The organism is Mesorhizobium sp. P3_B5 (assembly GCF_056402815.1).
The window spans coordinates 446,255-470,904 of the sequence record NZ_JBFUGR010000002.1 but is presented as its reverse complement, the minus strand read 5'-3'; the positions used below and the strand labels follow the sequence as shown (position 1 = coordinate 470,904).

Sequence of the window (24,650 nt, the reverse complement as noted above, 5' to 3'; positions counted from 1 at the left end):
GTTTGGGCCCCGGAGGAGAGGGGTTGAAGGCTCTTGAAACCGTCATCCGGACGCGTTTCGCAAATGGGAGGAAGGCATGAAATCGACTTTGAAACTGGCGTTGGGACTGGCCTCGGCGATGTCTGCCTCGGCGGGCTTTTCGAACGCCGCGCATGCAGAAGATCTGACGCTTTGCTGGGCCGCCTGGGATCCGGCAAACGCACTTGTGGAACTGTCCAAGGACTTTACCAAGGAAACCGGCATCGGCATGAAGTTCGAATTCGTGCCATGGACCAACTATGCCGACCGCTTCCTCAACGAACTGAATTCGCACGGCAAATTGTGCGACCTGATCATCGGCGACAGCCAGTGGATCGGCGGCTCGGCCGAGAACGGCCACTACGTCAAGCTGAACGACTTCTTCGACAAGGAGAAGATCAGCATGGACGACTTCGTGCCGGCCACCGTCGTCGGCTATTCGGAATGGCCGAAGAACACGCCGAACTACTGGGCGCTGCCGGCCATGGGCGACGTCGTCGGCTGGACTTATCGCAAGGACTGGTTCTCCAAGCCGGAACTGCAGAAGGAATTCAAGGAAAAGTATGGCTGGGATCTCGGCCCGCCGACGACCTTCGACCAGCTGAAGCAGATCGCCGAATTCTTCCAGAAGCGCGAGATCGACGGCAAGACCGTCTATGGCGCCTCGATCTATACCGAGCGCGGCTCCGAAGGCATCACCATGGGCGCCATGGACGTGCTCTACAGCTTCGGTTTCAAATACGAGAACCCCGACAAGCCCTACGAGATGGAAGGCTTCGTCAACTCCGACAAATCGGTCAAGGGCCTGGAATTCTACAAGGCGCTTTATGACTGCTGCACCCCTCCCGGCGCTTCGAACAGCTACATGGGCGAAGGCGTCGATGCCTTCAAATCAGGCCAGGTGGCGATGCACATGAACTTTGCGTTCACGTGGCCGGGCCTGCAGAAGGACGAGAATGTCGGCGGCGACAAGATCGGCTATTTCGTCAATCCCAAGGGTCCCGATGGCGACCAGTTCGCCCAGCTCGGCGGCCAGGGCATCTCGGTGGTGTCCTATTCCGACAAGCAGGAATCGGCGCTCAAATACATCAAGTGGTTCGCCAACAAGGACGTGCAGGCCAAGTGGTGGTCGCTGGGTGGCTATTCCTGCCTCAACGCGGTCGTCAAGGACCCGGCCTTCCCGGCCAGCCAGCCCTACGCGCAGACCTTCCTCGACTCGATGGCCATCGTGAAGGACTTCTGGGCCGAGCCTAGCTACGCGCCGCTGCTGCAAGCGTCACAGAAGCGCTTCCACGACTATGTCGTTGCCGGCCAGGGTTCGGCCAAGGATGCGCTTGATGGCCTGGTCAAGGACTGGACGCAGGTGTTCCAGGACGACGGCAAAATGTAACGGCTCCTCCCGAGCCTGACCCGAGCGTCCCGTGCCACCCTTGGCACGGGACGCAGTTCAGATAAATTCCATTGTCGAGACTTGACGTGACCGAAGCAGGACTCACCATGCTCAATCGGACTGCGGACAGCGTTGCCCGGGCGACCCCGGAGCCGTTGGCGCGCAAGGTCCGCGGCATCAGCGACAAGGGCCTCGCCTGGCTGTTCATCTCGCCGACGATGCTTTTGCTTCTGGCCATCAACATCTTCCCGCTGTTCTGGGCGATCTATCTGTCCTTCACCAACTATCGCGCCAACCGCCCCAACGAGGTGGTGAAAAACCTCGGCTTTGCCAACTATCAGCGCATCCTTGGCGACAAGGACATCTGGATCGCCATGCAGACGACGGCGCATTTCGTCTTCTGGACCATCCTGCTGCAGACGGTAATCGGCTTCACACTGGCCTGGCTGATCGACCGCAAGTTCCGCGGCCACGCCTTCTGGACCACCATCATCCTGGTGCCGATGATGCTTTCCCCGGCGGTGGTCGGCAATTTCTGGCGCTTCCTCTACGAGCCGCAGATCGGCCTGTTCGCCTACGCCGTGTCGTTTGTATCAGGCATTCCGCCGACAGAGATCAGCATGCTCTCCAACGTATCGCTGGCGCCGTGGTCGATCGTCATCGTCGACACCTGGATGTGGACGCCCTACGTGATGCTGATCTGCCTCGCGGGCCTACGCTCCATCCCCGAATACATCTATGAGGCGGCCGAGGTCGACCGCGCCTCCAACTGGCGGCAGTTCTGGTCGATCACGCTGCCGATGGCGCTGCCCTTCATCATGCTGGCGGTGCTGTTTCGCGGCATCGAGAACTTCAAGATGTTCGACATGGTCAACCTGCTCACCGGCGGCGGGCCGGGTTCGACCACCGAGGTCGCCTCGATCACGCTGAAGCGGCAAGCCTTCGAAAGCTGGCGCACGGGCTATTCCTCGGCCTTCGCCATCATCCTGTTCGTCGCGGTGTTCGGCCTCGCCAACATCTACGTCAAGGCGCTCAACAAGGTGAAGCAGAGATGAGCCTGACATCAGCCCATTCGGTCGTCGCTCCTAGCGCAAATTCGAAGCGGATCGCCGGCGCCATCATCGTCGCCTACGCGCTGATCTCGATCGTGCCGCTGCTGTGGATCTTTGCCACCAGCTTCAAGACGCCGCCGGATTCGATCGCCTATCCGCCAAAAATCCTGTTTCAGCCGAGTCTCGAAGGCTACTGCAACCTGTTCACGACGCGGACGCGGCAGACGCCGGAATACATCAACTCGCTCGGACCGGCGACCGGTTTCTGCGACGAGACCACGCGCAAGCGCAACATGGTGATCGCCGGTCCGTCCAACTTCCTGCCGCGCTTCCTCAACTCGTTGATCATCGCTTTCGGCTCGACCTTCTGCGCAGTCTTTCTCGGCACGCTGTCGGCCTATGGCTTCTCGCGCTTCAAGGTGCCGCTGGCCGATGACCTTCTGTTCTTCATCCTGTCGACGCGCTTCATGCCGCCGATCGCGGTCGCCATCCCGATCTATCTGATGTACCGCGAGCTCGGCCTGTCGGACACGGCACTCGGCATGATCCTGCTCTACACGGCGGTCAACGTGTCGCTGGCGGTGTGGCTGCTGAAAGGCTTCATCGACGAAATCCCGCGCGAATATGAAGAGGCGGCGATGATCGACGGCTACACGCGGCTGCAGGCCTTCTGGCGCACCGTTTTGCCGCAGGCGACAACCGGCATTGCCGCAACCGCCATCTTCTGCCTGATCTTTGCCTGGAACGAATATGCCTTCGCCGCGCTGCTCACCTCCGGCACCGCACAGACAGCGCCGCCCTTCATCCCGACCATCATCGGCGAAGGCGGCCAGGACTGGCCGGCGGTGGCGGCCGGTACGACGATCTTCCTGGTGCCGATCCTGGTCTTCACCATCCTGTTGCGCAAACAGCTGCTGCGCGGCATCACCTTCGGCGCGGTGCGCAAATGACAATGATCAAGCCCGTAAAACGCAAATCGCGCTGGCCGGTGTGGGCCAGGCGCGGCCTCATGGAAAACATTGCGACGGCGCTGATCGCCATCGGTTTCCTGATGCTGTTCCAGCCCTTCGCGCTGTCGCTCTACACCTATTCCTTCATCACCATGCTCGCCGGCACCGTGATGTTCATCATCGTATCGAAGTTCCCGGAGTAGACGATGGCTGAGATCAGGGTTCAGCATCTGAGAAAAGCCTTCGGCGATTTCGTCGCCGTGCAGGACTCCAACTTCGTCGTCGAGGATGGCGAGTTCTTTGTCATGCTGGGGCCGTCGGGCTGCGGCAAGACGACGACGCTCAGGATGATCGCCGGGCTCGAACTGCCGACCGGCGGCGAGATCCTGCTTGGCGGCGACGACGTCACCATGCTGCGGGCCCGCGAGCGCGACATCGCCTTCGTGTTCCAGCTGTTTGCGCTCTATCCGCACATGAATGTGCGCAAGAACATCGGCTTTCCGCTGCTGGCGCAAGGCATGCCGTCGGCCGAAATCCGCCAACGGGTCGAGGAGACAGCAAAACTGTTGCGCATCGACCATCTGCTCAACAAGTCCGTCTCCGGCCTTGCCGGTGGCGATCGCCAGCGCGTGGCGCTCGGACGAGCCATCGTGCGGCGGCCAAAATGCTTCCTGATGGACGAGCCGCTCGGCACGCTCGACACCGAATTCCGCGATTTGATGGTGCATGAGCTGCGCGAGCTGCACAATCGCATCCACGCCACCACGGTCTACGTCACCCATGACCAGATGGAAGCGATGTCGATGGCCGACAAGATCGCGGTGATGAACCACGGCGTCATCGAGCAGTTCGGCACGCCGCGTGAGATCTACGACCGTCCCGCAACCATGTTCGTCGCCGACTTCATCGGCTCGCCGCCGATGAATTTTTTGGGCTTCGGCGGCGGATTGGCCAAGGGCGCCACGGAGGTCGTCGTCCAGGGCGCCAAAGTGGCGGTGCCAGAGGTGCGCGAGGATATCGCACCTAGCGACATGGCGCTTGGCATCAGGCCCGAACACATCCGCTTCGACGACGCCTCGAAACTGCGCGGCGCCATCTACGGCACCGAATATCTCGGCACCACGCAGATCGTCGCGGTGGAAACGGCAGACGGCATCATCAAGGCACGGGTGCCGGCCGAAATCCGGCTCGCCGCGGGCGATCATGTCGGCCTGACGCTGAGCAGCGCGCGGCTGTCACTGTTCGAGAAAGGATCCGGCCGCGCGGTGCGCACCGCGATCCATGATTCAGCCTCTCAAGGGAGAGCGCAGCATGGCTGACGTGCACATCAGAAGCGTGAGCAAAAGCTTTGGCGAGCAGGTCGCCGTGGACAATCTCGACCTGCACATCGCCGATGGCGAATTCGTCGTGCTGCTCGGACCGACAGGCGCCGGCAAAACGACGACGCTGCGGCTGATCGCCGGGCTGGAACGGCCGGACGGCGGCACCATCCATATCGGCGGCCACAATGCCACGACGCTGTCGCCGGCCGAACGCGACACCGCTTTCGTGTTCCAGCAATATTCGCTCTATCCGCACCTCTCGGTGTTCGACAACCTCGCCTTTCCGCTGCGCTCGCCAGCGCGAAAAATGCCGGAGGAGCAGATCCGCCGCCGTGTCGAGGATGTCGCCAAGATGGTGCGCATCCACCACAAGCTCGGCAACCGCTCGACCAAACTGTCGGGCGGCGAGATGCAGCGCGTCGCCATCGGCCGCGCGCTGGTGCGCAAGCCGTCGATCTATCTGATGGACGAGCCGCTGTCGTCGCTCGACGCCAAGCTGCGCGCCGATCTCAGGCTCGAACTGAAGCGCATCCAGACCGAGCTTGGCGCCACCATGCTCTATGTCACGCACGACCAGATCGAAGCGATGACGATGGCCGACCGCATCGGTATCCTCAATGAGGGCGTGCTGGTGCAGATCGGCACGCCGCGAAATATCTATTCGGAGCCGGCAAACCTTCATGTCGCCGCACGGCTCGGCCAGCCGGCGATCAATCTGCTGCCGACGGGCCTGCTGCCGGATGGTGGCACGCCGGCCGGAACCAAGACGATCGGCGCGCGCACCGAACATCTGTCGATCGAGAAGGCGACGAACGGCCATTCTGATGGCGTCGTCAACTGGGTCGAGCATCTGGGCGACCAGAACCACCTGCATGTGACGGTGGGGGCGAAGAAGCTGGTGACGCTGACCGATCCCGATACGGATCTGGCGCAAGGCGACAAGGTGATGATCCGCTACCGCTCGCCGCTGTATTTCGGTGCGGATGGGCAACGGCTGATGTGATTGGTTTGCGGGTGTTGCCCGGGGGCAATGCCGGATTCTGACTGATGATTGCGGGACTGGACGAATTCGATGAAGCATTTTTTCAATCGCAAGGAAACGATCGTCACCGAGGCGCTGGACGGCTTTCTCGGCACGATCGGCGCCGGTGACCTTGCCCGCCTGGATGGCTATCCCGAAATCAAGGTCGTGCTGCGCGCCGACTGGGACAAGTCGAAGGTCAGCGTCGTCTCCGGCGGCGGCGCCGGGCACGAACCGTCACATGCCGGCTTCGTCGGCAAGGGCATGCTGACGGCGGCGGTTTCGGGCGAAATCTTTGCCTCGCCGAGCGTGGCAGCGGTGCTGGCGGCCATTCGCGCGGTCACCGGTCCAGCCGGCTGCCTGCTGATCGTCAAGAACTATACGGGAGATCGGCTCAACTTCGGACTGGCGGCCGAGAAAGCGCGCGCCGAGGGACTTCGGGTCGAGATGGTGATCGTAGCCGACGACATAGCCTTGCCCGACATTGCCCAGCCGCGCGGTGTTGCCGGTACCTTGTTCGTGCACAAGATCGCAGGCTATCTCTCAGAGACCGGCCAAGAACTCGCGGCCATTGCCGCGGCAGCGCGTTCTGCGGCGGCAGACATCGTTTCCCTTGGCCTTTCGCTGTCGTCCTGCTCGATCCCCGGCCAGCCGCATGAAGAAAGATTTGGCGACAATGACGGCGAACTCGGCCTCGGCATTCATGGCGAGCCGGGTGTGGAGCGGATCGCCGTGCAAAGCGCCGACAGGCTGGTCGCCATCATGCTGGAGCGCCTCGCCGCGCGCCTTGATCCGGCCAGCGACTATGCCTTGCTGATCAACAATCTCGGCGCCGTGCCGCCGCTGGAAATGTCGCTGCTCGCCAACGCGGTGCTGGTGTCGCCGCTGGCCCGGACCGTGACGCTGACGATCGGGCCCGGGCCGCTAATGACAGCGCTTAACATGAACGGCTTCTCTTTGTCGCTGATCCGGCTCGATGCGGCGCGCGAAGCCGCCTTGCGCGCGCCTGTCGGTCCGCATGCCTGGATGCCAGCAAAGCCTGTCCTCCCTCTGATGGTGGTGCCGGCTGCAACGCCGGCCCATCAAGGCGGGACAAAAACGGCCAGCGCGGATGCCCGCACAAAACGCCTCGTCGTGGCGATCTGCGAAAGGCTGATCGCACTCGAAGAGACACTGAACGCATTGGACGCCAAGGCGGGCGACGGCGACACCGGCTCGACGGTGGCGACCGGCGCGCGCAGCGTCCTTGAGAAGCTCGACACGCTGCCGCTGGCCGACCCTGCCGCCACGCTCGCCGCGATCGGCGATACATTGAGCGCGTCCATGGGCGGCTCCAGCGGGGTGCTGCTGTCGATCTTCTTCACGGCGGCGGCGCAGACCTTGGGTTTTGGCGCAAGCCTTCCCAAGGCGCTGCTCGCCGGGCTAGGGCGGATGTCCTTCTACGGTGGCGCAAAGCTTGGCGACCGCACCATGATCGATGCGCTGGAGCCTGCCCTCAAAGCACTCGACGCCGGTGGCCTGGAAGACGCTGCCTCGGCGGCTCGCCAGGGCGCCGAGGCCACGGCCGCCATGCGCAAGGCAAAGGCCGGGCGGTCGGCCTATATCGGCAGCCAGCTTTACGGTGTTGTCGACCCCGGCGCCTGTGCCGTGGCCGAAGTCTTCGCGGCCGTGTCCGCGCTGCACGAAGCGGCCTGACGGGGGACTATGCTTGGATCGTTGGAAATGGCACCTTCCCACGCTGCCGAAAGCGCAGGAACCAAGAGTGCAGGTGACATGACATTGGACCTTTCCAGGCTGGTTGTCGCCGCGGCGGACACGATCGCGGCGCATGCCGACGAACTGACCGCGCTCGACCAGGCGATCGGCGATGGCGACCACGGGCTGAACATGAAGCGCGGCTTCGAGGCGCTGCGGGCCGAGGCCGACGCGTTCGCGGCAAAACCATTACCGGACGCGCTGAAGGCGATCGGCACCAAGCTGGTGATGACCGTCGGCGGCGCCTCGGGGCCCTTGTTCGGAACGCTGTTCATGGCGCTCGGCAAGGAGATTTCGGCAGGGCCGGATCGCGCCAATTTGACGGCTGCCTTCGGCAAGGCAATCGAGGCGGTGGCGGCCAGGGGCAAATCGCAGGTCGGGCAAAAGACCATGCTCGACGTGTTGCAACCGGTGCATGAGGCGCTGCTGCAGGGAAAGACGGCAGCCGAGATCACCGACATCGCCGATCGAGCCGCCGAGGCCACCGTGCCGATGAAGGCCTTGCGCGGGCGCGCCTCGTTTCTCGGCGACCGCTCGATCGGTCACATGGACGCCGGCGGGCGCTCGACAGCGCTGCTGGTGCGGGCTGTCGCTGAAAGCTTCGAGGAGCACGCATGAGCAATGTCGGCATCGTCATCGTATCGCATTCACCGCTGGTCGCCGAAGGCACGGCGGACATGGTGCGCCAGATGGTCGGCGACGAAGTGCCGCTTGCATGGTGCGGCGGAAACGGCCATGGCGGGCTGGGAACCAGTGTCGAGGCGATCATGGGCGCCATCGACAAGGCCTGGTCGGAAGCGGGTGTCGCCATCCTCGTCGATCTCGGCGGCGCCGAGACCAATTCGGAGATGGCGGTCGAGATGATCGGCGAGCCGCGCGCGCAGAAGATCATCGTCTGCAATGCGCCGATCGTCGAGGGCGCGGTGATGGCGGCGACGGAGTCCTCCGGTGGCGCCTCGCTCAGGGAAGTGGTGGCGACGGCGCATGAATTGTCGCCGTCGTGATGAACAGGAATTTTTGACAGCATGTCCGCATCTGCCGAAGCCACCGTCCTGATCACCCACGAGGTGGGTCTGCACGCGCGCCCTTCGGTGAAGTTCACCAAGCTCGCCAAGACGTTTGCGGCCGAAGTCGAAGTGGCGCTCGCCGCCAACGGACCGTGGTTCGATGCCAAGAGTATCGTCAAGGTGATGGCGGCCAAGGCGCCAAAGGGCACCATGCTGTATATCAGGGCCAAGGGGGACGGCGCCGGCGAGGCGGTCGATGCACTGGTCGAACTGGTGCGGCGCGATTTCGACGAAGGTGCGGACCATGTCCGGACCGCTTAGGCTGCATGGCATTTCGGCCTCGGCCGGCTATGCCGAAGGGCCTTTATTCGATCTCGACCGAGCCACCGCGCCCTACGCCGGCAAGGCGACCGCGGCGGAAGAAAAGGCCGCACTCGAGACGGCGATCGGCGTTTCGACTGGGCGGCTTACGGCGCTGATCGAGGCGAGCGAAGGCGATGCCGCCGACATACTCGAATTCCAGCTCGCCATGCTCGAAGACGACGCGCTGACCGGTCCGGCCTTTTCGCACATTGCCGAGGGCACAGCTGCCGATTCGGCCTGGCGCCGGGCGCTCGACGCCGAAATCGCCGGCTATGAAACGTCGGACCAGGACTATTTCCGGGCCCGCGCCGCCGACATGCGCGACATCAGGGACCAGGTGCTGCGCGCGCTGACCGAGGACGGCGACATTGCAGCACCTGCCGGCGCCATCTTCTACGGCGACGACATTGCGCCGACGCGCTTCCTCGAAACCGACTGGAGCACCGGCGGCGGCATTGCATTGAAGGCCGGCAGCACGGCCAGCCATGTCGCCATGCTGGCGCGATCGCGCGGCGTGCCGATGGTTGTGGGGCTCGGTGCTTCGCCGGCTCATCTTGCGGGGATAGCCCTGCTCGATGCCGAGCATGGTGGCATCCTGCTTTCGCCGTCCAAGGCCGAGATCGAGGCGTTCCGCCGCTCGTCGTCGTCCTTCGCCGCGCGCCGCGACCAAGCGGAGACTTATCTGGCAAAGCCGGCAGTGACGAAAGCCGGCACAGCGGTGCGGGTGCAGGTCAACATCGCCGATCCGTCCGATGTCGACGGCATCGACATTTCGACCTGCGACGGTGTCGGGCTGATGCGCACCGAATTCCTGTTCGGCAAAACGCTGCCGGACGAGGAAACGCAATATCGCGCCTATCGCAAAGTGCTGGAATGGGCCGGCGACAAGCCAGCGACCATCCGCACCGTCGATGCCGGCGGTGACAAGCCGGTGCCCGGTTTCACGGTGGAGGAGACCAATCCGTTCCTCGGTTTGCGCGGCATCAGGCTGTCGCTGGCGCGGCCGGAGATCTTTCGGGTGCAGATCCGGGCATTGCTGCGCGCCGCCGTCCACGGCAATCTGAAGGTGATGTTCCCGATGATCACCATTGCTGACGAATATGCGCGTGCCGCCGCGCTTTTCGCGGAAGAGCAGGCCGGGCTCGCCGCGCGCGGTATCGCGCAAAAGATGCCGCCACTCGGCATCATGGTGGAAGTGCCGTCGGTGGCTATCGCGCCGGAGGCGTTTGCCGATGTTGCCTTCTTCTCGATCGGCTCCAACGACTTGACCCAATATGTGATGGCGGCTGCCCGCGACAATGCCGCGGTCGCGCATCTGAATTCGGTCCGGCATCCGGCCGTGCTTCGGCTGATCGCTTCAGTCGCCGCGTTCGGGAGCTCGCACGGAGTTCCGGTCAGCCTGTGCGGTGATGCCGGCGGCGATCCGGCGTCGATACCGGTGCTGCTCGAAGCCGGCCTGCGTGATCTCTCCGTCGTGCCCGCACAGCTCGCCATGGCCAAGGCGGCCATCGCGGACGCCGCGATCTAGGCGCCGGCATGGTCGAAAAAATCCCCGAACCCGGTTCCGAAGCGGCGATCCGCGCCTACAAGACGATCCTGTCGCAGGTCATCGACCAACGCCCGTCCGGCATGCGCCAGCGCCTTGCCGATGCGCTGGGAAAACACCGCAGCTTCGTCACCCAAATTTCCAGCCCGACCTATTCGGTGCCAATCCCGTCCAAACATTTGCCGGCTATCTTTTCGGTCTGCCATTTCAGCCCAGCCGAGCGCGATCATTTCCTCGCCGCCTATCATCAGGCGCATCCGGGAAAGATGTCGGTGGCATCAGGCTTGCGAAAGACGCGGCATGTCTCGCTGATCGTTCCCGACTTCGGCGACGACAAGCAGAATGCCGCGCTCGACCGGGCGGTCAATGATTTCATCCAGAAGATCACCAGCATCACCGGCAAAGGTGGCGGCTGATCGTCTCATGCGCATTTGTGTCGGGAGGACACCATGAAGAAATTCCTGAATTCGGTGGAGACGGTGCTGACCGAAAGCCTCGATGGCTTCGTCGCCGCCCACGCCGATATTCTCGTGCTCGGGGGCGAGCACAAATTCGTCCGCCGCAGGGACTTGAAGCCAGGCAAGGTGGCGTTGATCTCGGGCGGCGGCTCGGGCCATGAGCCGCTGCATGGCGGGCTGGTCGGGCACGGCATGCTGGACGCCGCCTGCCCCGGCCAGGTGTTCACCTCGCCGACGCCGGACCAGATGCTGGCAGCGGCGGAGGCCGTCAACACCGGCGCCGGCTGCCTGTTCATCGTCAAGAACTACGAAGGCGATGTGATGAATTTCGAGATGGCCGCCGAAATGTCGGAGGGCATTCTGCAAATCGTCACCAATGACGATGTCGCGGTCGAGAACTCGTCCTATACCACCGGCCGGCGCGGCGTCGCCGGCACGCTGGTGGTCGAGAAGATCGTCGGCGCCGCGGCCGAGCAAGGCATGGCGCTGGAGCCCTTGAAGGCGCTGGGCGAGCGCGTCAACGCTGCTACCCGCTCGATGGGCGTGGCGCTGACCAGCTGCACGGTGCCGGCGGCGGGCAAGCCGACTTTCGCCATCGGTGACGGCGAAATGGAGTTCGGCGTCGGCATCCATGGCGAGCCGGGCCGCCGGCGCGACACATTGAAGAGCGCCGACGCCATCGCCGAAGAAATCTGTGCCGCGATCCTGGGTGATCTCGGCAATGCTGCGAAGGGCCCGGCGCTGCTGTTCGTCAACGGCTTCGGCGGCACGCCGCTGATGGAACTTTACCTGATGTACAACAGCGCCCGCAAAATCTTCGAGACGCACGGTGTTCAGGTCACCCGTTCACTGGTCGGGTCCTATGTGACGTCGCTCGACATGGCCGGCTGCTCGATCACGCTGACCATGCTCGACGCGGAGACGACCGCATTATGGGATGCTCCCGTGCGTACGGCAGCATTGCGCTGGGGCATGTAACGGCAGCGCCGCGACGCTGGCCGAACGCCCTTCCGAACCTACTAGCCTGCGGGGCCCGACGGACCGCCACCCGCTGTAACGCCGGACAATTTTCCGGCTTTGCGCAGGATGGGCGCCTCATATTTCTTCTTGCTCATATCAATGTCCCTTGATTTGCAACGAAGAGTGTAAGAATGGGCCTGTCAAAGTCAACTCAGGCGCACTGGCTTCCGTCGTGCTTTTCTGCGACCATCTTTCCGATAATCCCCGTAATTCGTACCGCTGCCCGGGTTCATGCTGCCACCACTTACGCCTGCCGAAGAAAAGCTGCTGCTGAACTATGCGGACCCCGAGGCGCCGTTGGCCGGAGGTGATCCCGCGGCAAAAACTCTGTCGGCGCTGCTCGCCAATGCCGAATTCCACGGCATCCTGCCGATCATGCTGCGCAAGCTGCAGGAGCGTGGCGACGCGCATCTGCCGCAGGGCGCCGGATTGTTGGAGACGCTGTCCGACCTGCGCCAGAAATCGACGCTGGTCACCGGCCAGTCGATGCTGTTGCAATATCATGGCGACCGCATCATGAAGGCGCTCGCCGCAGGTGGCATTGCGGCACGCATCGTCAAGGGCCCGGTCTTTGCACGGACGCTGTACAGGCACGTCGCCGACAGGCCCTTCACCGACATCGACATCCTCGTCGACCCGGCGCATCTGCCCGACGCCAACCGGGTGATTGCGGCATGCGGTTTCGAGCTTGGCAGCGACGAAGCAGAATCCAACGACCTGCAGGAGTTCAAATGGCTCGAGAAGGAGAATTCGAGCCTGATGATCGAGCTGCATGGCAATCTGGTGCATGATTCCGGCATGCGGCGGCGATTGTCGCTGGGTTTCAAGGAATTGCGCGTGATCGACGGCGAGGCAACCGACACGCCGGCCGCCATGCTGACCATCGCCATCGTGCATGCCGCCGGCGGGCACAAATTCCACCGGCTGCAGCTGTGTGTCGACGTGCTGCAGGGCGTGCGTGCCCTGCGATCGCCGGACGCGGAAGCGAGCCTGCTCGAGGCAGCGCGGATGACCGGCATCGAGCTCGAACTGGCAACCGTGCTCAACGTCACCGGCCGGCTGTTCGATGAAAGACGTGCACTCGACATTGCCGATCGGATCAAGCCCGATCTGGGTATCCGGCTCGCCAGGCGGCTGATCACCCGGGATACGCTGCTTGGCGTCAATTCCAGGGACAAGATGCGCTCGCGCCTGCGCCGCGACGCCTTTCGCTGGATCCAGAGACTTGCCAAAGCCAAGCCGCACTTTGCATGAGCCCGGACAAGCCGATTTCGGCGGTTTTCATTCTCGAAATCACAGCCGTCACCGGACCAATGCTGGCCGGTTGGGTGGAGAAAGGCCATCGCATCGCCGCCATCATTGTGCCTGCGCCGCGCCGGAACAAGCGCTTCAGCGTTGGCACCTGGCGGCGGCGCCTGAGACGCAAGCTTGCGCTCAGGAGCAATCTCGGCGGCACACAAGTCCAGTTGATTGAGTTCGGCCGGCCGCATGACTGGGACGCGCTTGCCTGGCAACTTGCCGGTGTCGGGGCCGACGTTCTTGTCTGCTTCGGCTTCAGCGCCCTCATACCGGATACTGTGCTGAACCTGTTTTCCAAGGGCGGCCTGAACCTGCATCCGGCGCTGCTGCCGCATTACAAGGGGCCGCATCCGATCCACCGGCTCATCATCGACGGGCAGCATAAAACCCATGGCGGCGTGACGCTGCACAAGATGACGTCAAGCTTCGACGAAGGCGACATCCTGGCCCAGATTGCCTTTTCCAGCGAGGATTGGAGTTCCGCGGCAACTGTTTCGCGGGCACTGGCGAGCGCAATGAGGACGCTGGTGACGAAGTTCGCGCCTGAACATTGCACGGGCGCGCTGATCGGCAAGCCGCAGCCGACGGGGGATTTCACCTGGGCGCAACTCGCCCGCGCGCCGCTCGTCATCGACAACAAATGGTCGAGCGACCATATCGCGCGCGTGTGGCGTGTTGCCGGACGCAATGTTGCCATCCACGTGCTGGTGAATGGCAGGCTGGTGCGGCTGGCGCAGCCGATCCGTCGGCTTGGGCCGGCGACGGGCGAGGCGCCAGTCAGACACTGGGGATGGGTCGAATTCGATTGCGCCGACGGCCGCTTTGCCCACCTCGTCTACAATGGTTTCTCCAAATTGCTGGTGCAATCGCAGCGCATAGTGAGCCGGCTTCGCACCTGACGCTGACCCTTCGAAGAGCGGTGCAGAGAAGATTGAGACCGCTTAGCGCTATTCCGCCAATGCCGCGCGGATCAGCGGCGCGGCGTCGGCCGGCATGGCCCCCACTTGCAGCGTAAAGGTTGGAACGGCCAGAACCAATTTGGTGATCGTCGCCATCCGGCGCTTCTGTAGCGGCAACAGGCCGGTCATGCCAGTCCTGACATTGTCTGCGGCCAGCGCCACCATTGCGTCGGTTTTGGCCATGGCGACCAGCCGGTTCTGGCCATCGGCCGAGCGGGCGAGATGGAAGAGTGCCGCGACCGGCCTGGGCCCCGTGTCCTCGACGCGTATGATCTCGCGCAGGCGTTCGAGCGAGACGGCCTGCTCGCCATTGCGATCCCAGGAGAGGCCGAGACATGGCTGGACGAGCGGGATCATCTCGGCGGTTTTGCGATGGATCTTGGCAGCCCGCGGCAGGCCCCAGGCGAGAGCCTTGCCCGAAGCGAGGCTGAGGACCATGGCATCGTCCGAACAGAGGCCGAACCCTTGCGAGGCCAGTGCCAGCGACGTCGTGCTTTTGCCGGTGCCGCTCGGCGCATGGATCAGCACAAGAGCATCGCTGCCTGGCAGCGTCAGCCCTGCGGTGTGCAGCATATGCTGGCCGCCGGCATCGAGTGCGGCATCGAGCACCAGCATCCACAGCGTCCAGACGATCTTCGTATCCGGGCGGACGTGGATCCTGGCCCAGCCTTCGCCGGCATGGATCGAGCATGTCTGGCTGCCGGGGAAAATCAGATGGATGACGGCGCCATTGTCGATCATCCGGCAATGACCGTCCTCGGGCACCTCGCCATCGAAAGCGAGCGAGCCATCCGGCGATTCCGGCAAGGATTCTGTCTCGACGATATCTATGCGAAAGCTCGGCTCGGCCGTTTCGCTGACGCGCAGGCTGGCAACCATTTTGTCGAAATCCCGCCAAAGATCGGGGCTTTCGGCGGTGATGCCGATGACCTGTCCGTTGAGGGCATAGCGGCCTGAGGCGGCGGGTCTGGTCAAGCGGCGTGCGCCTTTCCGGCGTCGGCATGGTGGCGATAGATTTCCACCATGCCGGGAAGGCTGTCGCTGACCACCGGCCGGCCGTCGAGGCAGACCCAGCAATGCGCCGCAATGCGCGGTGCATGCATCGACTTCGGATCAACGCCGAAGCGCAAATCCGGATCGAAGCCGGCAAAGCGCAGGAAGCGATGCGCAAGCAAGCCTTCCCGCAGGCACCGGCGGTCGCGCATCAGCCATGGATGCCGGACCGTACGGTTGACGCTGGCGACGATGTAGGCGGACGGTAGACCGCGATAGGGTGTCGACGAGGAGAGCGGCGCCCATTTGAGCACGGCTTCGAAATTGCGGTGGCCGATCAGGACCGGCATCAGCCGGGCGCTTGCCCACAAATGACCGCGAAACAGCGCGCGCAACAAAGGACCGTCCGCCATCATGCGCCCGGGTCGGCAAGGATACCTTCCGAGACAAGCTCGGCCGCCAGTTCTGCCATGTCCTGATCGAGTGTGCCCTTGTCGATCTCGAACTCGTCGGCGAGCAGGGCGACAATCTGGTCGAGGCTGCGGTCGCCGTCCACCTTGTCGAGGAAGGCCTCGGTCGTGCTGTTACAGGTGTAGAGCTGGCCGCTGCGCGCCAGAAGCACCACGGCGCCGTCGCCGACATGCTGGACCGAGGCGTCGTCCACCAGCCGCAGAACCGTCTCAGATGCAATTTCGACCACGGACCCGCTCCAAATAGGCAAGTTTTGCTGGAGAGCAATTAGCGCGGCAACGCCGCACTGTCCATTGTCCAGCGGCATCGTAGCACGAGCGCCGACAGTTTCGCCAGATTCAGATCCGTTTGAACCAGCAAAGCAAAAGCCCGCCTCGATCCATGAAGCGGGCTTCTGGAATGGCACTAGAGATCAGTGTGAACTCGGAGACGCAACTATCTGAGACAGCTTCTCGCGCTTGCTCAACACAGGCTTTTCATAAGTTTTCTTCACAAGACCCCCCTGAAATCGTCGGTGAACTGCACGTGCCAGCCGGCACGGCGCATTGTCAAGCAGGCGAGGCAGATTCGGACGCAGTATTGCCTTCCTTACCCAGAGTAAGCTATGGAGTCGGCCGGGTGTTTGGGAGACAGAGTATGCGTTACAATTGGGATCGGGCCCCAACAGGGTTCGAGCGTCACAGGAAAGCCTTGGCTGCGGCCATACTGATCGCCGGTGGTGTTGGCCTCATGCTCGCGGCATTGCCGCTTTAGGGCGACCAGGAATCATTGACCAGCATGGATGCCGCTCCGTTCAGGAGCGGCCTAATCGCGCGCGGATGCCTGCGCGCAGGACGACGCTTTTTCAGCGCGCTTGCCCGGTCACCGCAATGAAGCGGCGATCGCGCCCCTCAAACCCCTGGCTGAAGCGCTGCACCAGCACGGCAATCACAGCCGGCTTGCCATCCGGGGTGAATTCATAGGATTCCGACAGGCTGTAGGAGGTCGGGCAATTGCGCGACCCCGGTACGGTCTTGTCCTCGTGCAGCAGCTTGAACGGCTTGCCATCCTGCCCTTGCAGCGTCAGGCGGAAACCGAGCGCCTTGCCGGTTTTGTCGCCTTGAAGTGCTGAGCCGCCTTGCTGCGTCTCGTCGAAACTTGCCGAGCAATCCGTTTTGCTGTCGGCCAGGATCTGCTCGAGCTGGATGGTTGAGATCTCAAGTTCGTCATAGAGCGGCGAGAGCCATTTCTGCGAAACCTGTTCGAGGCGGGCGATGTCGTTGTAGCCGACCATATCGTCGGGAAAATTGAACTTGTCGGAAGCCGTGCGTTCGCCGCGCGCCGCGATGGCGTATTTGGCGAGGATCGGCGCCGCCTGCGCCGCGGCCTGCGCCCGCGCCTGCTCCAGGGTTAGTGTCGACTCCTCCGACTCGTCGACGACAAGAATGGGCTTGCCGCCGACGAACTGATCGGTGCTTGTGTCGATGATGTCGATTTCCGAATAGCCTGAATCCGAGGCTCCGGCGTCGAGCGTGCCGTATTGCTCGAAGGCGAAGTAGTTGCCGTCGGGCGAAAAGCCGATGATACCCCGTGCCGCGGCATCGCCGGCCTGAGCGGTTCCGGCAGACAATGCCAAACCCGCACCAAGAGCCGCCACGAGCAGCGGCCATGCGATGATTCGTCGACGAAGCATGTCCTCCGGCTCCTTCATTTCACCAGGGCGGTCACCGCCATGAAGCGGCGGTCTGGGTCTTCCATGACATATTCGAAGCGTTGCACGAGCACCGCAAGCGCGATCGAATTGTCGGCGAGCCGCAAGGCATGCACTTCCGCCAGACCGAAGCCCAGCGGGCAGCCGTCACTCGCCCGCGGAGACTGGCTGGCGCCAAGCGCCAGCGGCTGCTTGCCGGCGCGCTCCAGCGTCAGGCTGAAGCCTTTGCCGCTGTAGCCATAATCGGCGCATGTGCCTGCGGCCGTATCGACGGCAAATTCGTGCAGATCCACATGCGCGCCGGCCCCGAATGCCGAGGCATCGAGCGGCGTTGTCGCGACCGCCGCTTGCTGCAATGCCTTGACCACCGGCGATTGCCGCCCGTCGGTCTCGTCGGCGATGGCAAGCGTGGTCTCGCGCGAGCGGCTGGCGGCGACGCTGCCAAGCTCGATGCCGGCAGTGTCGATGCCGAACCGGGCGAGCAAGGGCGCCGCCTGTTTCTTCGCTTCAAGCCGGACGATAGCGAGCGGATCCTGGTTCGGGTCCTGCAAAAGACTGTCGTCGACCGTGGTGGTGTCGGCGACCAGCGGCGTGCCGTCGACGGGCCTGCTCGTGGCAAAGTCAATCACGTAGGTTTCCGAGTAATCCATGCCGGCGACGCTTTCCGTGCCGTATTGCTCGAAGGCGAAGTAGCGGCCGTCACTGGAAAAGCCGAGCGGATCGACGGCGGCGCCATCGCCCGCTTGGGCGGAGGACGCCATCACCGAAAACAGCGCCGCGAACGCAGCCCTCCCGATCCCGCATCGCAAAATCATTGGGTTCCACCCCCATTCCAACCCCGGACCATGCTGCCTTGCATTTGCGGCCAAGGCGAGGTCGGCGAAAGACGAAATTGCACATGGCGGGGAAAAACAGCTAGGCTCTTTCCAAAGACGGCAAATCGTTCGCGGAAGGAAGTTGGATGGCGTCACGCTATCACGAGGTCTATGACGGCTGGCAACGCGACCCGGAAAAGTTCTGGGCTGACGCGGCCAAAGCCATCGACTGGTATTCGCCCCCCGACAGCGTGTTCGATGCCAGCGCTGGCGTCTATGGCCGCTGGTTCAACGGCGCCACCTGCAACACCTGCTACAACGCCATCGACCGTCATGTGGCCGGCGGCCGTGCCGACCAGGTCGCGTTGATCCATGACAGCGCCATCACCGGAACGGTCAAGAAATTCACTTATGCCGAGCTGAAACGCGAGGTGGTGGCGCTGACCTCGGTGCTGAAGAACCGCGGCATTCGCAAAGGCGACCGCGTCATCATCTACATGCCGATGGTGGCGGAAGCGGCCTTCGCCATGCTGGCCTGCGCCCGCATCGGCGCCGTGCATTCGGTGGTCTTCGGAGGCTTTGCCTCGCACGAGCTTGCCACCCGCATCGACGACGCCAAGCCGAAGCTGATCATCTCAGCCTCCTGCGGCCTGGAGCCCGGACGCGTCGTTGCCTACAAGCCGCTGCTCGACGCGGCCATCGACCTGTCGCGGCACAAGCCCGATGGCTGCCTGATCCTGCAGCGCGACCAGCTGCGCTGCGAACTGAAGGAGCACTACGACATCGACTTTGCCGACGCCGTTGCCCGCGAGCGGGCGGCCGGCGCCAATGTCGACTGCGTTCCGGTGCTGGCCACCGATCCGCTCTACATCATCTACACATCCGGCACGACCGGCCAGCCGAAGGGCATCGTGCGCGACAATGGCGGCCACATGGTCGCGCTGAAATGGACGATGGAAAACGAGTTCGGCGTCAAGCCGGGCGAGGTGTTCTGGGCGGCGTCCGACGTCGGCTGGGTGGTCGGTCACTCCTACATCGTCTACGGGCCGCTGCTGCATGGCGCGACAAGCATCCTGTTCGAGGGCAAGCCGGTCGGCACACCCGATGCCGGCACCTATTGGCGGGTGATATCAGAGCACGGCGTGGTGGCGCTGTTCACCGCGCCGACCGCCTTTCGCGCCATCAAGGGTCAGGACCCCAAGGGCGAATTCGTGCCGAAATACGACCTGTCGAAATTCCGCACCCTGTTCCTGGCCGGTGAGCGTGCCGACCCGGAAACCATCAAATGGGCGGAGCAGAAACTGAACGTGCCGGTGATCGACCATTGGTGGCAGACCGAGACCGGTTCGCCGATGACCATCAACCCTGCCGGCCTCGGCCTTTTGCCGGTGAAATACGGCTCGCCCGGCGTGCCGATGCCCGGCTACGACATTCGCGTACTCGACGATGCCGGCCATGAGGTGCCGCGCGGCACGCTCGGCAATGTGGTGGTGAAGCTGCCGCTGCCGGCAGGCTGCCTGCCGACGCTGTGGAACGCCGATGACCGGTTTCGCCAAGCCTATCTCGACGAATTCCCCGGCTTCTACAAGACGGCCGATGCCGGCATGGTTGATGCTGACGGCTATCTCTATGTCATGGCGCGCACCGACGACATCATCAATGTCGCCGGCCACCGGTTGTCGACCGGGGCCATGGAAGAGGTGCTCTCGGCGCATCCCGATGTTGCCGAATGCGCCGTCATCGGCATCGCCGATGCGATGAAGGGCCAGATCCCGCTCGGCTTCGTCGTGCTCAATGCCGGCGTCGACCGCGATGCCGGCGCCATCGAGAGCGAGGTGGTCGCCCTGGTGCGCGAACGGATTGGTCCGGTCGCCGCGTTCAAGACGGTGGTGACGATCAAGCGCCTGCCCAAGACGCGCTCCGGCAAGATCCTGCGTGGCACCATGCAGAAGATCGCCGACAAGGAAGCATGGACCATGCCGGCGACCATCGACGACCCCGCCATCCTCGACGAGATCGGCGCGGCGCTGAAGGGACGTGGCATAGGGCTGTAGGAAACCGCCCGGCCGCTATGCCATGACACGCCGGCTTTCGATGGCGGCCTGTCGCTGTTATGGAATTTCCAACGCCAGGCATGGTATCGACGTTTCGCAAGCGTGGGGTGGCAGCGCGCTTCAACACCGAGATCCATTTCAGCAGGTATCGAGCCCCAATCCGTGGCCTTGTTTCAGCGATCGAGAAAACCCAGAACCGCGGCGCGCGAGCGCCTGGAAATGGATATGCAGGATACGGTCGTCTACGCGATCGGCGACGTGCATGGCTGCTACAAGGAACTCCTGGCGCTGGAACAGAAGATCCTGCTCGATGCGCTGCCCTTCCGCGGGCGCAAGATCATCATCATGCTTGGCGATTATGTCGATCGCGGCATTCAGTCGGCGCGCGTACTCGACCACCTGATCGCGCCGCCGCCGAGGGGGTTCCTGCGCGCCTGCCTTGCAGGAAACCATGAAGTTGCGATGCTGAACTACCTCGACGGCCATCTTTCAAGGGAGCTGTGGCTGGCGGCAGGCGGCCTCGAAACCCTGTTCTCCTACGGTCTCGACCCGGCGCGACTGGTCGATCTCTATGGTTCGAGCGAAGAGGTCGACCAGCGCATAAGGGAGGCCATTCCCGCCGGCCATGTCAATTTCATGCGCACGCTGCCGGTCCTGATCTGCTCAAGGAAATTCGTCTTCGTTCACGCCGGAATCAGGCCGGGCATCGATCTCGCCGAGCAGGACGAGGACGACCTGCTCACCATCCGCTCGGAGTTCTTTGAGGCCGCGCATCTTCTCGACCGCTGGGTGGTGCATGGGCACACAGTGGTAGACACTCCAAGGCTCGAAGGGCGCCGGCTCGACATCGACACCGGCGCCTTCCAAAGTGGAAGGCTGACGGCCGTCAGGATCGCCGGCAAGCATGGCAAGCTGATATTTTCTTAGGTCTCTGGCTTACAGCGCCGCGGCGCTGCAAGCCATTTTGAGCTCGCGCAGGGCTAGGCCGCAGCCCTCGTCCGCACTTCCGATTTCTCCAGATAATAGCTCGAATATTTGTCGAAGAATTTTTCAGAGCCGCCGAGCGATCCGTATTTTGCCAGCTTCTTCAGATCGACCTTGTTGAGGACGACGCCGACGATCTTGTTGGCAACATAGGGTTCCTGTTCCAGCATCGACCGCACCATGGCGCGCGGCGTGCGCCCCCACTCGGTCACCAGCACGAAACCATCGGCCAGCGGCGCGAAGGCCTTGGCATCGACCACGGGACCCAGCGGCGGCAGATCGACGACGATATATTCGAACGTCTCCTTGGCGTTCTCGATGAAACGCCGCATTCCAGCCGAAGAGAGAAGTTCGCTCGTATGCGAGAATTGGCCACGCAGCACGGCCGGGATGATCGCCAGTTTTGTCTGCCGGTCGATCTTGCCGACCGATTGCCAGGTCTGGCCGTTGACCACCGCTTCCATCAGCCCTTGCTCTGTTTCCATGCCAAGGTTGCGGCTGAGGCCGGGATTGCGCAAATCGCCGTCGATCAGCAAGGTTTTCGCGCCATTGGCGGCAAGCAATCCCGCCAGATTTGCGGCGATCGTCGACTTGCCTTCGCCAGGCAGCAGTGAGATCACGCCGATCACCCGGCTGCCTTGCCCTTCCATCACCACATCGAAGGCGATCTTGGCGTTGCGGAGCGTTTCGGAGAACATCGATGCCGGCGCGTCGACGCTCACCCGCATGCGTGCCCGCCTTTCGGCGGCTGACAGCGTGTTGGTGCCTTTGACATCCGCCTGAGCGTCGTCGGTTTCCTTTCCGACCTTGCCGCCGATCGTTGGCAGGTAGCCGAGGAATTTGAGGCCGACGCGATCGCGAACATCCTCGCCGGTTCTGAAGAACCGTTCGTTGAATTCGTTCAGGCCGCCGAAGCCGGCGCCGAGCAGGAGGCCGAGCACGAGCGTAAGCGCCAGCACCTTGGATGTGCGCGGGCCCGCCGCCGACATCGGCGTTGTCGCATCGGAGATGATGCGGACCTTGCCGACCGGGAAAGACTGCTGCTGCGAGGCTTCCTCATAGCGGCTGAGGAACGTCTGGTAGAGCGTGGTGAGCGCCGTCGCCTGCTGATCCAGATCGCGCAATTTGACCTGCGACTGGTTATCGATGGAACTCTTGCCGGCCGCATCGGCGATCTTTTGCCGGAGCGCCGTCTCGCGCGAGAGAGCAACCTCATATTCGTTGCGGTAACTTTCGGTCAGCTGCCGCAGTTCGCCGAAGATCTGCGTCGACAGGTCGGCCTTCTCCTTGGCCAGCGCAACGGCCTGGGGATGTTCGGCACCAAAATTGGCCGTGACATCCTGAAGTCGCTTGGCGACGGTGAGATAGCGGGTCTTGAGCGTTGCAATCACCGAACTGGCCGGCTGGTCGCTCGATATTGCGGAGTCGTTGAAGGCGTTTTCGGAGCCGCTTTCCACGATCGTCTTGTACTGCTGGTAACGGGCGCCGGCACGAGCGGTATCGGCCTGCGCAACGATGAGCTGGGCGTTCAGGTCAGACAATTGCTTGTCGCTGATCAACTGGCCATCGCTGCCGGCAGACAATCCATGCTCGGCCTTGAATTTCTCGACCGCCAGTGATGCTGCCTGCGAGCTTTCGCGGAGCTCGGTGAGCCGGCCCTGCAGCCAGACCGCCGCCCGTTCGGTGGCGTCAAAGCTCGCATTGAGCTGGTCGGCGAGATAAGCCTCGGAATAGGCCTTGGTGATTGCGGTCGCGAGCGCAGGGTCCGTCGACTGATAGCCAAGGTCAATCACGTAGCTGCGGCCGTTGCGCTGCGCCAGTATTTCGCTCTGCAGCTTGAGGATTGCGTAGTCGCGGCGTGCCGTGACCATCATGGCCTCACGCGTCGCAGCGTCGACATTTTCGAGACCGGGGATATCCGGGCCAGAACTGCTTCGGAAATAGCCAACCAACCCGCGCGCAAAGCCGATGCCCTTCGCCAGCGCCGACACTGGCGGGTTCATGAACGCGTCGTTCTGGTCAAGCTTCAGCTTGTCGACGACCACCGCCGCCAGCCTTGCCGAGTTGATGATCTCGATCTGGCTGAGCAGGGCGGCGTCGGTCTGCATGCTGACAGACGCGGCAGAGACTTCATCAACGACCTTGTTCAGTCCCTCGTCGATCAGAACGCTGGCAACCGACACGTAGGTTTTGGGGGTGGTCTGCAGATAGAGCACGCCTAGACAAAGACCGATGACCGCACACACCGCCACCACCTTGGCCTGCCGCATAGCCATGCCAAGCAGGCGCTCGATGTCGATGAAGTCCTCGCCGTTTCCCGTATCTGAGTTCGGCAATGGCATCCTCTTGTCGAGAGGAAAGTTGGCATAGTTCATCTTCGGTCCAATTCTAGGTTGCAGGCGCTAGAGCAAGATGGGGTCGCGCCCCATCGGCTCCGAGGCCTCGAAGATCGGGGGCAAAGCATGCGACGCAAACTTCATGCCAGATAGAGTGCCGGCCAAGCGCGGCAGCATGTGTAGCGTCGACACGCTATGCTCCCAAAAGATGGGCATTATGCGGCTTCTTCCTGGCGCTCATGCGACCGCACGAACTGCTGCAGCATTTCGAAGATCGGACCCTTCATGTCGTTGCGCGCCAGCGCGAAGGCGATATTGGCCTCGATGAAGCCTTCCTTCGAACCGCAATCGAACATGCGGCCTAGGAAAGGCTGGGCGAAGAAGGACTGGCTCTGCGCCAGGCGAACCATGGCGTCGGTGAGCTGGATTTCATTGCCGGCGCCGCGCTGCTGGTTGCTCAGCAGCGAGAAAATCTCGGGCTGCAGGATGTAGCGGCCATTGATGTAATAGTTCGACGGTGCGTTGGCGGGCGCCGGCTTTTCGACCATGGCCGTCACCTCGAAGCCCGTGCCGACCTCGGCGCCACGGCCGACGATGCCGTATTTGCTGGTCTCGCTCGGCTCGCAACGCTCGACGGCTATGACGTTGCCGCCGGTCTGCTGGTAGAGATCGACAGTTTCGGCGAGGCAGCCGCGACCGCCAAAGGACACCATGTCCGGGAGCAGCAAGGCGAAGGGCTCGTTGCCGATGACCTCGCGCGCGCACCACACCGCATGGCCGAGACCTTGCGGCGACTGCTGCCGGATGAAGCTGGTGGCGCCGGCCACGGGAAGCAGGCTTTCAAGCGACTGCAGCTGCGCTTTCTTGCCGGTCTGTTCCAGGGTTCCGATCAGTTCAGGGTGCAGGTCGAAATAGTCTTCGATGACAGCCTTGTTGCGGCCGGTGACGAACACGATGTGCTCGATGCCGGCTTCGAACGCTTCGTCCACCGCATACTGGACCACAGGCCTGTCGACGACCGGCAGCATCTCCTTCGGCATCGATTTGGTCGCCGGCAGGAACCGTGTTCCAAGCCCCGCCACCGGTATGACTGCCTTCCTGACTTTCTGCATCGCATATTCCTTTTGAGAGGATCGACTTCAACTAT

At 63.0% G+C, this 24,650-nt stretch carries 25 protein-coding genes; 17 read left to right on the top strand and 8 right to left on the bottom strand.

What is annotated here, in order from left to right; translation table 11 throughout:
* Positions 1–76: 76 nt before the first annotated feature.
* From AC1DVW_RS07245 to dhaK, 13 genes are all read left to right on the top strand, one after another.
* Positions 77–1,408, top strand: a complete 1,332-nt coding sequence (locus AC1DVW_RS07245) for an ABC transporter substrate-binding protein (protein WP_477275700.1) — start codon at positions 77–79, stop codon at positions 1,406–1,408.
* 107 nt (positions 1,409–1,515) lie between these two features.
* Positions 1,516–2,463, top strand: coding sequence for a carbohydrate ABC transporter permease (locus tag AC1DVW_RS07240; RefSeq protein WP_477241872.1), 948 nt, complete (start codon positions 1,516–1,518; stop codon positions 2,461–2,463).
* Positions 2,460–3,410 carry a carbohydrate ABC transporter permease gene (locus AC1DVW_RS07235; RefSeq protein ID WP_477241238.1) on the top strand — a complete coding sequence of 317 codons (951 nt, stop codon included), beginning with the start codon at positions 2,460–2,462 and terminating at the stop codon, positions 3,408–3,410. Before AC1DVW_RS07240 ends, AC1DVW_RS07235 begins: the two co-directional genes overlap by 4 nt.
* Complete coding sequence (locus AC1DVW_RS07230) at positions 3,407–3,613, top strand: hypothetical protein (protein ID WP_477241236.1); 207 nt, start codon at positions 3,407–3,409, stop codon at positions 3,611–3,613. The genes AC1DVW_RS07235 and AC1DVW_RS07230 overlap by 4 nt, the downstream gene beginning before the upstream one ends.
* Before the next feature lie 3 nt (positions 3,614–3,616).
* Positions 3,617–4,729 (top strand): ABC transporter ATP-binding protein, encoded by a 1,113-nt coding sequence (locus tag AC1DVW_RS07225; protein WP_477241235.1) that lies wholly within the window; start codon positions 3,617–3,619, stop codon positions 4,727–4,729.
* On the top strand, positions 4,722–5,735 hold the full coding sequence (locus AC1DVW_RS07220; protein WP_477322111.1) for an ABC transporter ATP-binding protein: 1,014 nt from the start codon (positions 4,722–4,724) through the stop codon (positions 5,733–5,735). The genes AC1DVW_RS07225 and AC1DVW_RS07220 overlap by 8 nt, the downstream gene beginning before the upstream one ends.
* A gap of 69 nt (positions 5,736–5,804) precedes the next feature.
* The gene (locus AC1DVW_RS07215; protein WP_477322109.1) at positions 5,805–7,448 is read left to right on the top strand and encodes a dihydroxyacetone kinase subunit DhaK; all 1,644 of its coding nucleotides are present in this window, start codon (positions 5,805–5,807) and stop codon (positions 7,446–7,448) included.
* Positions 7,449–7,526: 78 nt separating this feature from the next.
* Positions 7,527–8,126 (top strand): dihydroxyacetone kinase subunit DhaL, encoded by a 600-nt coding sequence (gene dhaL, locus AC1DVW_RS07210; protein WP_477322107.1) that lies wholly within the window; start codon positions 7,527–7,529, stop codon positions 8,124–8,126.
* The gene (gene dhaM, locus AC1DVW_RS07205; protein WP_477241227.1) at positions 8,123–8,512 is read left to right on the top strand and encodes a dihydroxyacetone kinase phosphoryl donor subunit DhaM; all 390 of its coding nucleotides are present in this window, start codon (positions 8,123–8,125) and stop codon (positions 8,510–8,512) included. The genes dhaL and dhaM overlap by 4 nt, the downstream gene beginning before the upstream one ends.
* A gap of 21 nt (positions 8,513–8,533) precedes the next feature.
* Positions 8,534–8,836, top strand: coding sequence for an HPr family phosphocarrier protein (locus AC1DVW_RS07200; protein WP_477322105.1), 303 nt, complete (start codon positions 8,534–8,536; stop codon positions 8,834–8,836).
* Entirely contained in the window at positions 8,820–10,406 is a 1,587-nt protein-coding gene (ptsP, locus tag AC1DVW_RS07195; RefSeq protein WP_477322103.1) for a phosphoenolpyruvate--protein phosphotransferase, read from the top strand. Before AC1DVW_RS07200 ends, ptsP begins: the two co-directional genes overlap by 17 nt.
* Before the next feature lie 8 nt (positions 10,407–10,414).
* Positions 10,415–10,840 carry a hypothetical protein gene (locus tag AC1DVW_RS07190; RefSeq protein ID WP_477241222.1) on the top strand — a complete coding sequence of 142 codons (426 nt, stop codon included), beginning with the start codon at positions 10,415–10,417 and terminating at the stop codon, positions 10,838–10,840.
* Positions 10,841–10,873: 33 nt separating this feature from the next.
* Positions 10,874–11,860, top strand: a complete 987-nt coding sequence (gene dhaK, locus AC1DVW_RS07185) for a dihydroxyacetone kinase subunit DhaK (protein WP_477322101.1) — start codon at positions 10,874–10,876, stop codon at positions 11,858–11,860.
* Between the two features lie 41 nt (positions 11,861–11,901).
* On the opposite strand, the gene AC1DVW_RS07180 is transcribed toward dhaK, so the two are convergent.
* Positions 11,902–11,997 (bottom strand): putative RiPP precursor, encoded by a 96-nt coding sequence (locus AC1DVW_RS07180; protein WP_477322099.1) that lies wholly within the window; start codon positions 11,995–11,997, stop codon positions 11,902–11,904.
* A 136-nt stretch (positions 11,998–12,133) separates the two neighbouring features.
* Here AC1DVW_RS07180 and AC1DVW_RS07175 point away from each other — a divergent pair, with 136 nt between their 5' ends.
* Positions 12,134–13,156: a nucleotidyltransferase family protein gene (locus AC1DVW_RS07175; RefSeq protein WP_477322097.1), complete on the top strand. Its 1,023-nt coding sequence runs from the start codon at positions 12,134–12,136 to the stop codon at positions 13,154–13,156.
* Positions 13,153–14,100 carry a formyltransferase family protein gene (locus tag AC1DVW_RS07170; RefSeq protein WP_477322095.1) on the top strand — a complete coding sequence of 316 codons (948 nt, stop codon included), beginning with the start codon at positions 13,153–13,155 and terminating at the stop codon, positions 14,098–14,100. Before AC1DVW_RS07175 ends, AC1DVW_RS07170 begins: the two co-directional genes overlap by 4 nt.
* A gap of 48 nt (positions 14,101–14,148) precedes the next feature.
* On the opposite strand, the gene AC1DVW_RS07165 is transcribed toward AC1DVW_RS07170, so the two are convergent.
* The 5 genes from AC1DVW_RS07165 to AC1DVW_RS07145 all read right to left on the bottom strand — a co-directional run bounded on the left by AC1DVW_RS07165 (position 14,149) and on the right by AC1DVW_RS07145 (position 18,129).
* Positions 14,149–15,135 (bottom strand): serine kinase, encoded by a 987-nt coding sequence (locus AC1DVW_RS07165; RefSeq protein ID WP_477322093.1) that lies wholly within the window; start codon positions 15,133–15,135, stop codon positions 14,149–14,151.
* Positions 15,132–15,566, bottom strand: a complete 435-nt coding sequence (locus tag AC1DVW_RS07160; protein ID WP_477275713.1) for a lasso peptide biosynthesis B2 protein — start codon at positions 15,564–15,566, stop codon at positions 15,132–15,134. Before AC1DVW_RS07160 ends, AC1DVW_RS07165 begins: the two co-directional genes overlap by 4 nt.
* Complete coding sequence (locus AC1DVW_RS07155) at positions 15,566–15,853, bottom strand: PqqD family protein (protein ID WP_477241212.1); 288 nt, start codon at positions 15,851–15,853, stop codon at positions 15,566–15,568. Before AC1DVW_RS07155 ends, AC1DVW_RS07160 begins: the two co-directional genes overlap by 1 nt.
* 615 nt (positions 15,854–16,468) lie before the next feature.
* Positions 16,469–17,296 (bottom strand): DUF2259 domain-containing protein, encoded by an 828-nt coding sequence (locus AC1DVW_RS07150; RefSeq protein WP_477322091.1) that lies wholly within the window; start codon positions 17,294–17,296, stop codon positions 16,469–16,471.
* Positions 17,297–17,310: 14 nt separating this feature from the next.
* Positions 17,311–18,129, bottom strand: coding sequence for a DUF2259 domain-containing protein (locus AC1DVW_RS07145; RefSeq protein ID WP_477322089.1), 819 nt, complete (start codon positions 18,127–18,129; stop codon positions 17,311–17,313).
* Positions 18,130–18,275: 146 nt separating this feature from the next.
* Here AC1DVW_RS07145 and AC1DVW_RS07140 point away from each other — a divergent pair, with 146 nt between their 5' ends.
* Together AC1DVW_RS07140 and AC1DVW_RS07135 are read left to right on the top strand one after the other, a co-directional pair.
* Positions 18,276–20,183, top strand: coding sequence for a propionyl-CoA synthetase (locus tag AC1DVW_RS07140; RefSeq protein ID WP_477322087.1), 1,908 nt, complete (start codon positions 18,276–18,278; stop codon positions 20,181–20,183).
* A gap of 225 nt (positions 20,184–20,408) precedes the next feature.
* Positions 20,409–21,110: a metallophosphoesterase family protein gene (locus AC1DVW_RS07135; protein ID WP_477322085.1), complete on the top strand. Its 702-nt coding sequence runs from the start codon at positions 20,409–20,411 to the stop codon at positions 21,108–21,110.
* A 53-nt stretch (positions 21,111–21,163) separates the two neighbouring features.
* On the opposite strand, the gene AC1DVW_RS07130 is transcribed toward AC1DVW_RS07135, so the two are convergent.
* Together AC1DVW_RS07130 and AC1DVW_RS07125 are read right to left on the bottom strand one after the other, a co-directional pair.
* A complete protein-coding gene (locus tag AC1DVW_RS07130) occupies positions 21,164–23,542 on the bottom strand; it encodes a polysaccharide biosynthesis tyrosine autokinase (protein ID WP_477241202.1) in 2,379 nt (792 codons plus the stop codon).
* Between the two features lie 176 nt (positions 23,543–23,718).
* Positions 23,719–24,615 carry a UTP--glucose-1-phosphate uridylyltransferase gene (locus AC1DVW_RS07125; RefSeq protein WP_477241200.1) on the bottom strand — a complete coding sequence of 299 codons (897 nt, stop codon included), beginning with the start codon at positions 24,613–24,615 and terminating at the stop codon, positions 23,719–23,721.
* Positions 24,616–24,650: the final 35 nt, after the last annotated feature.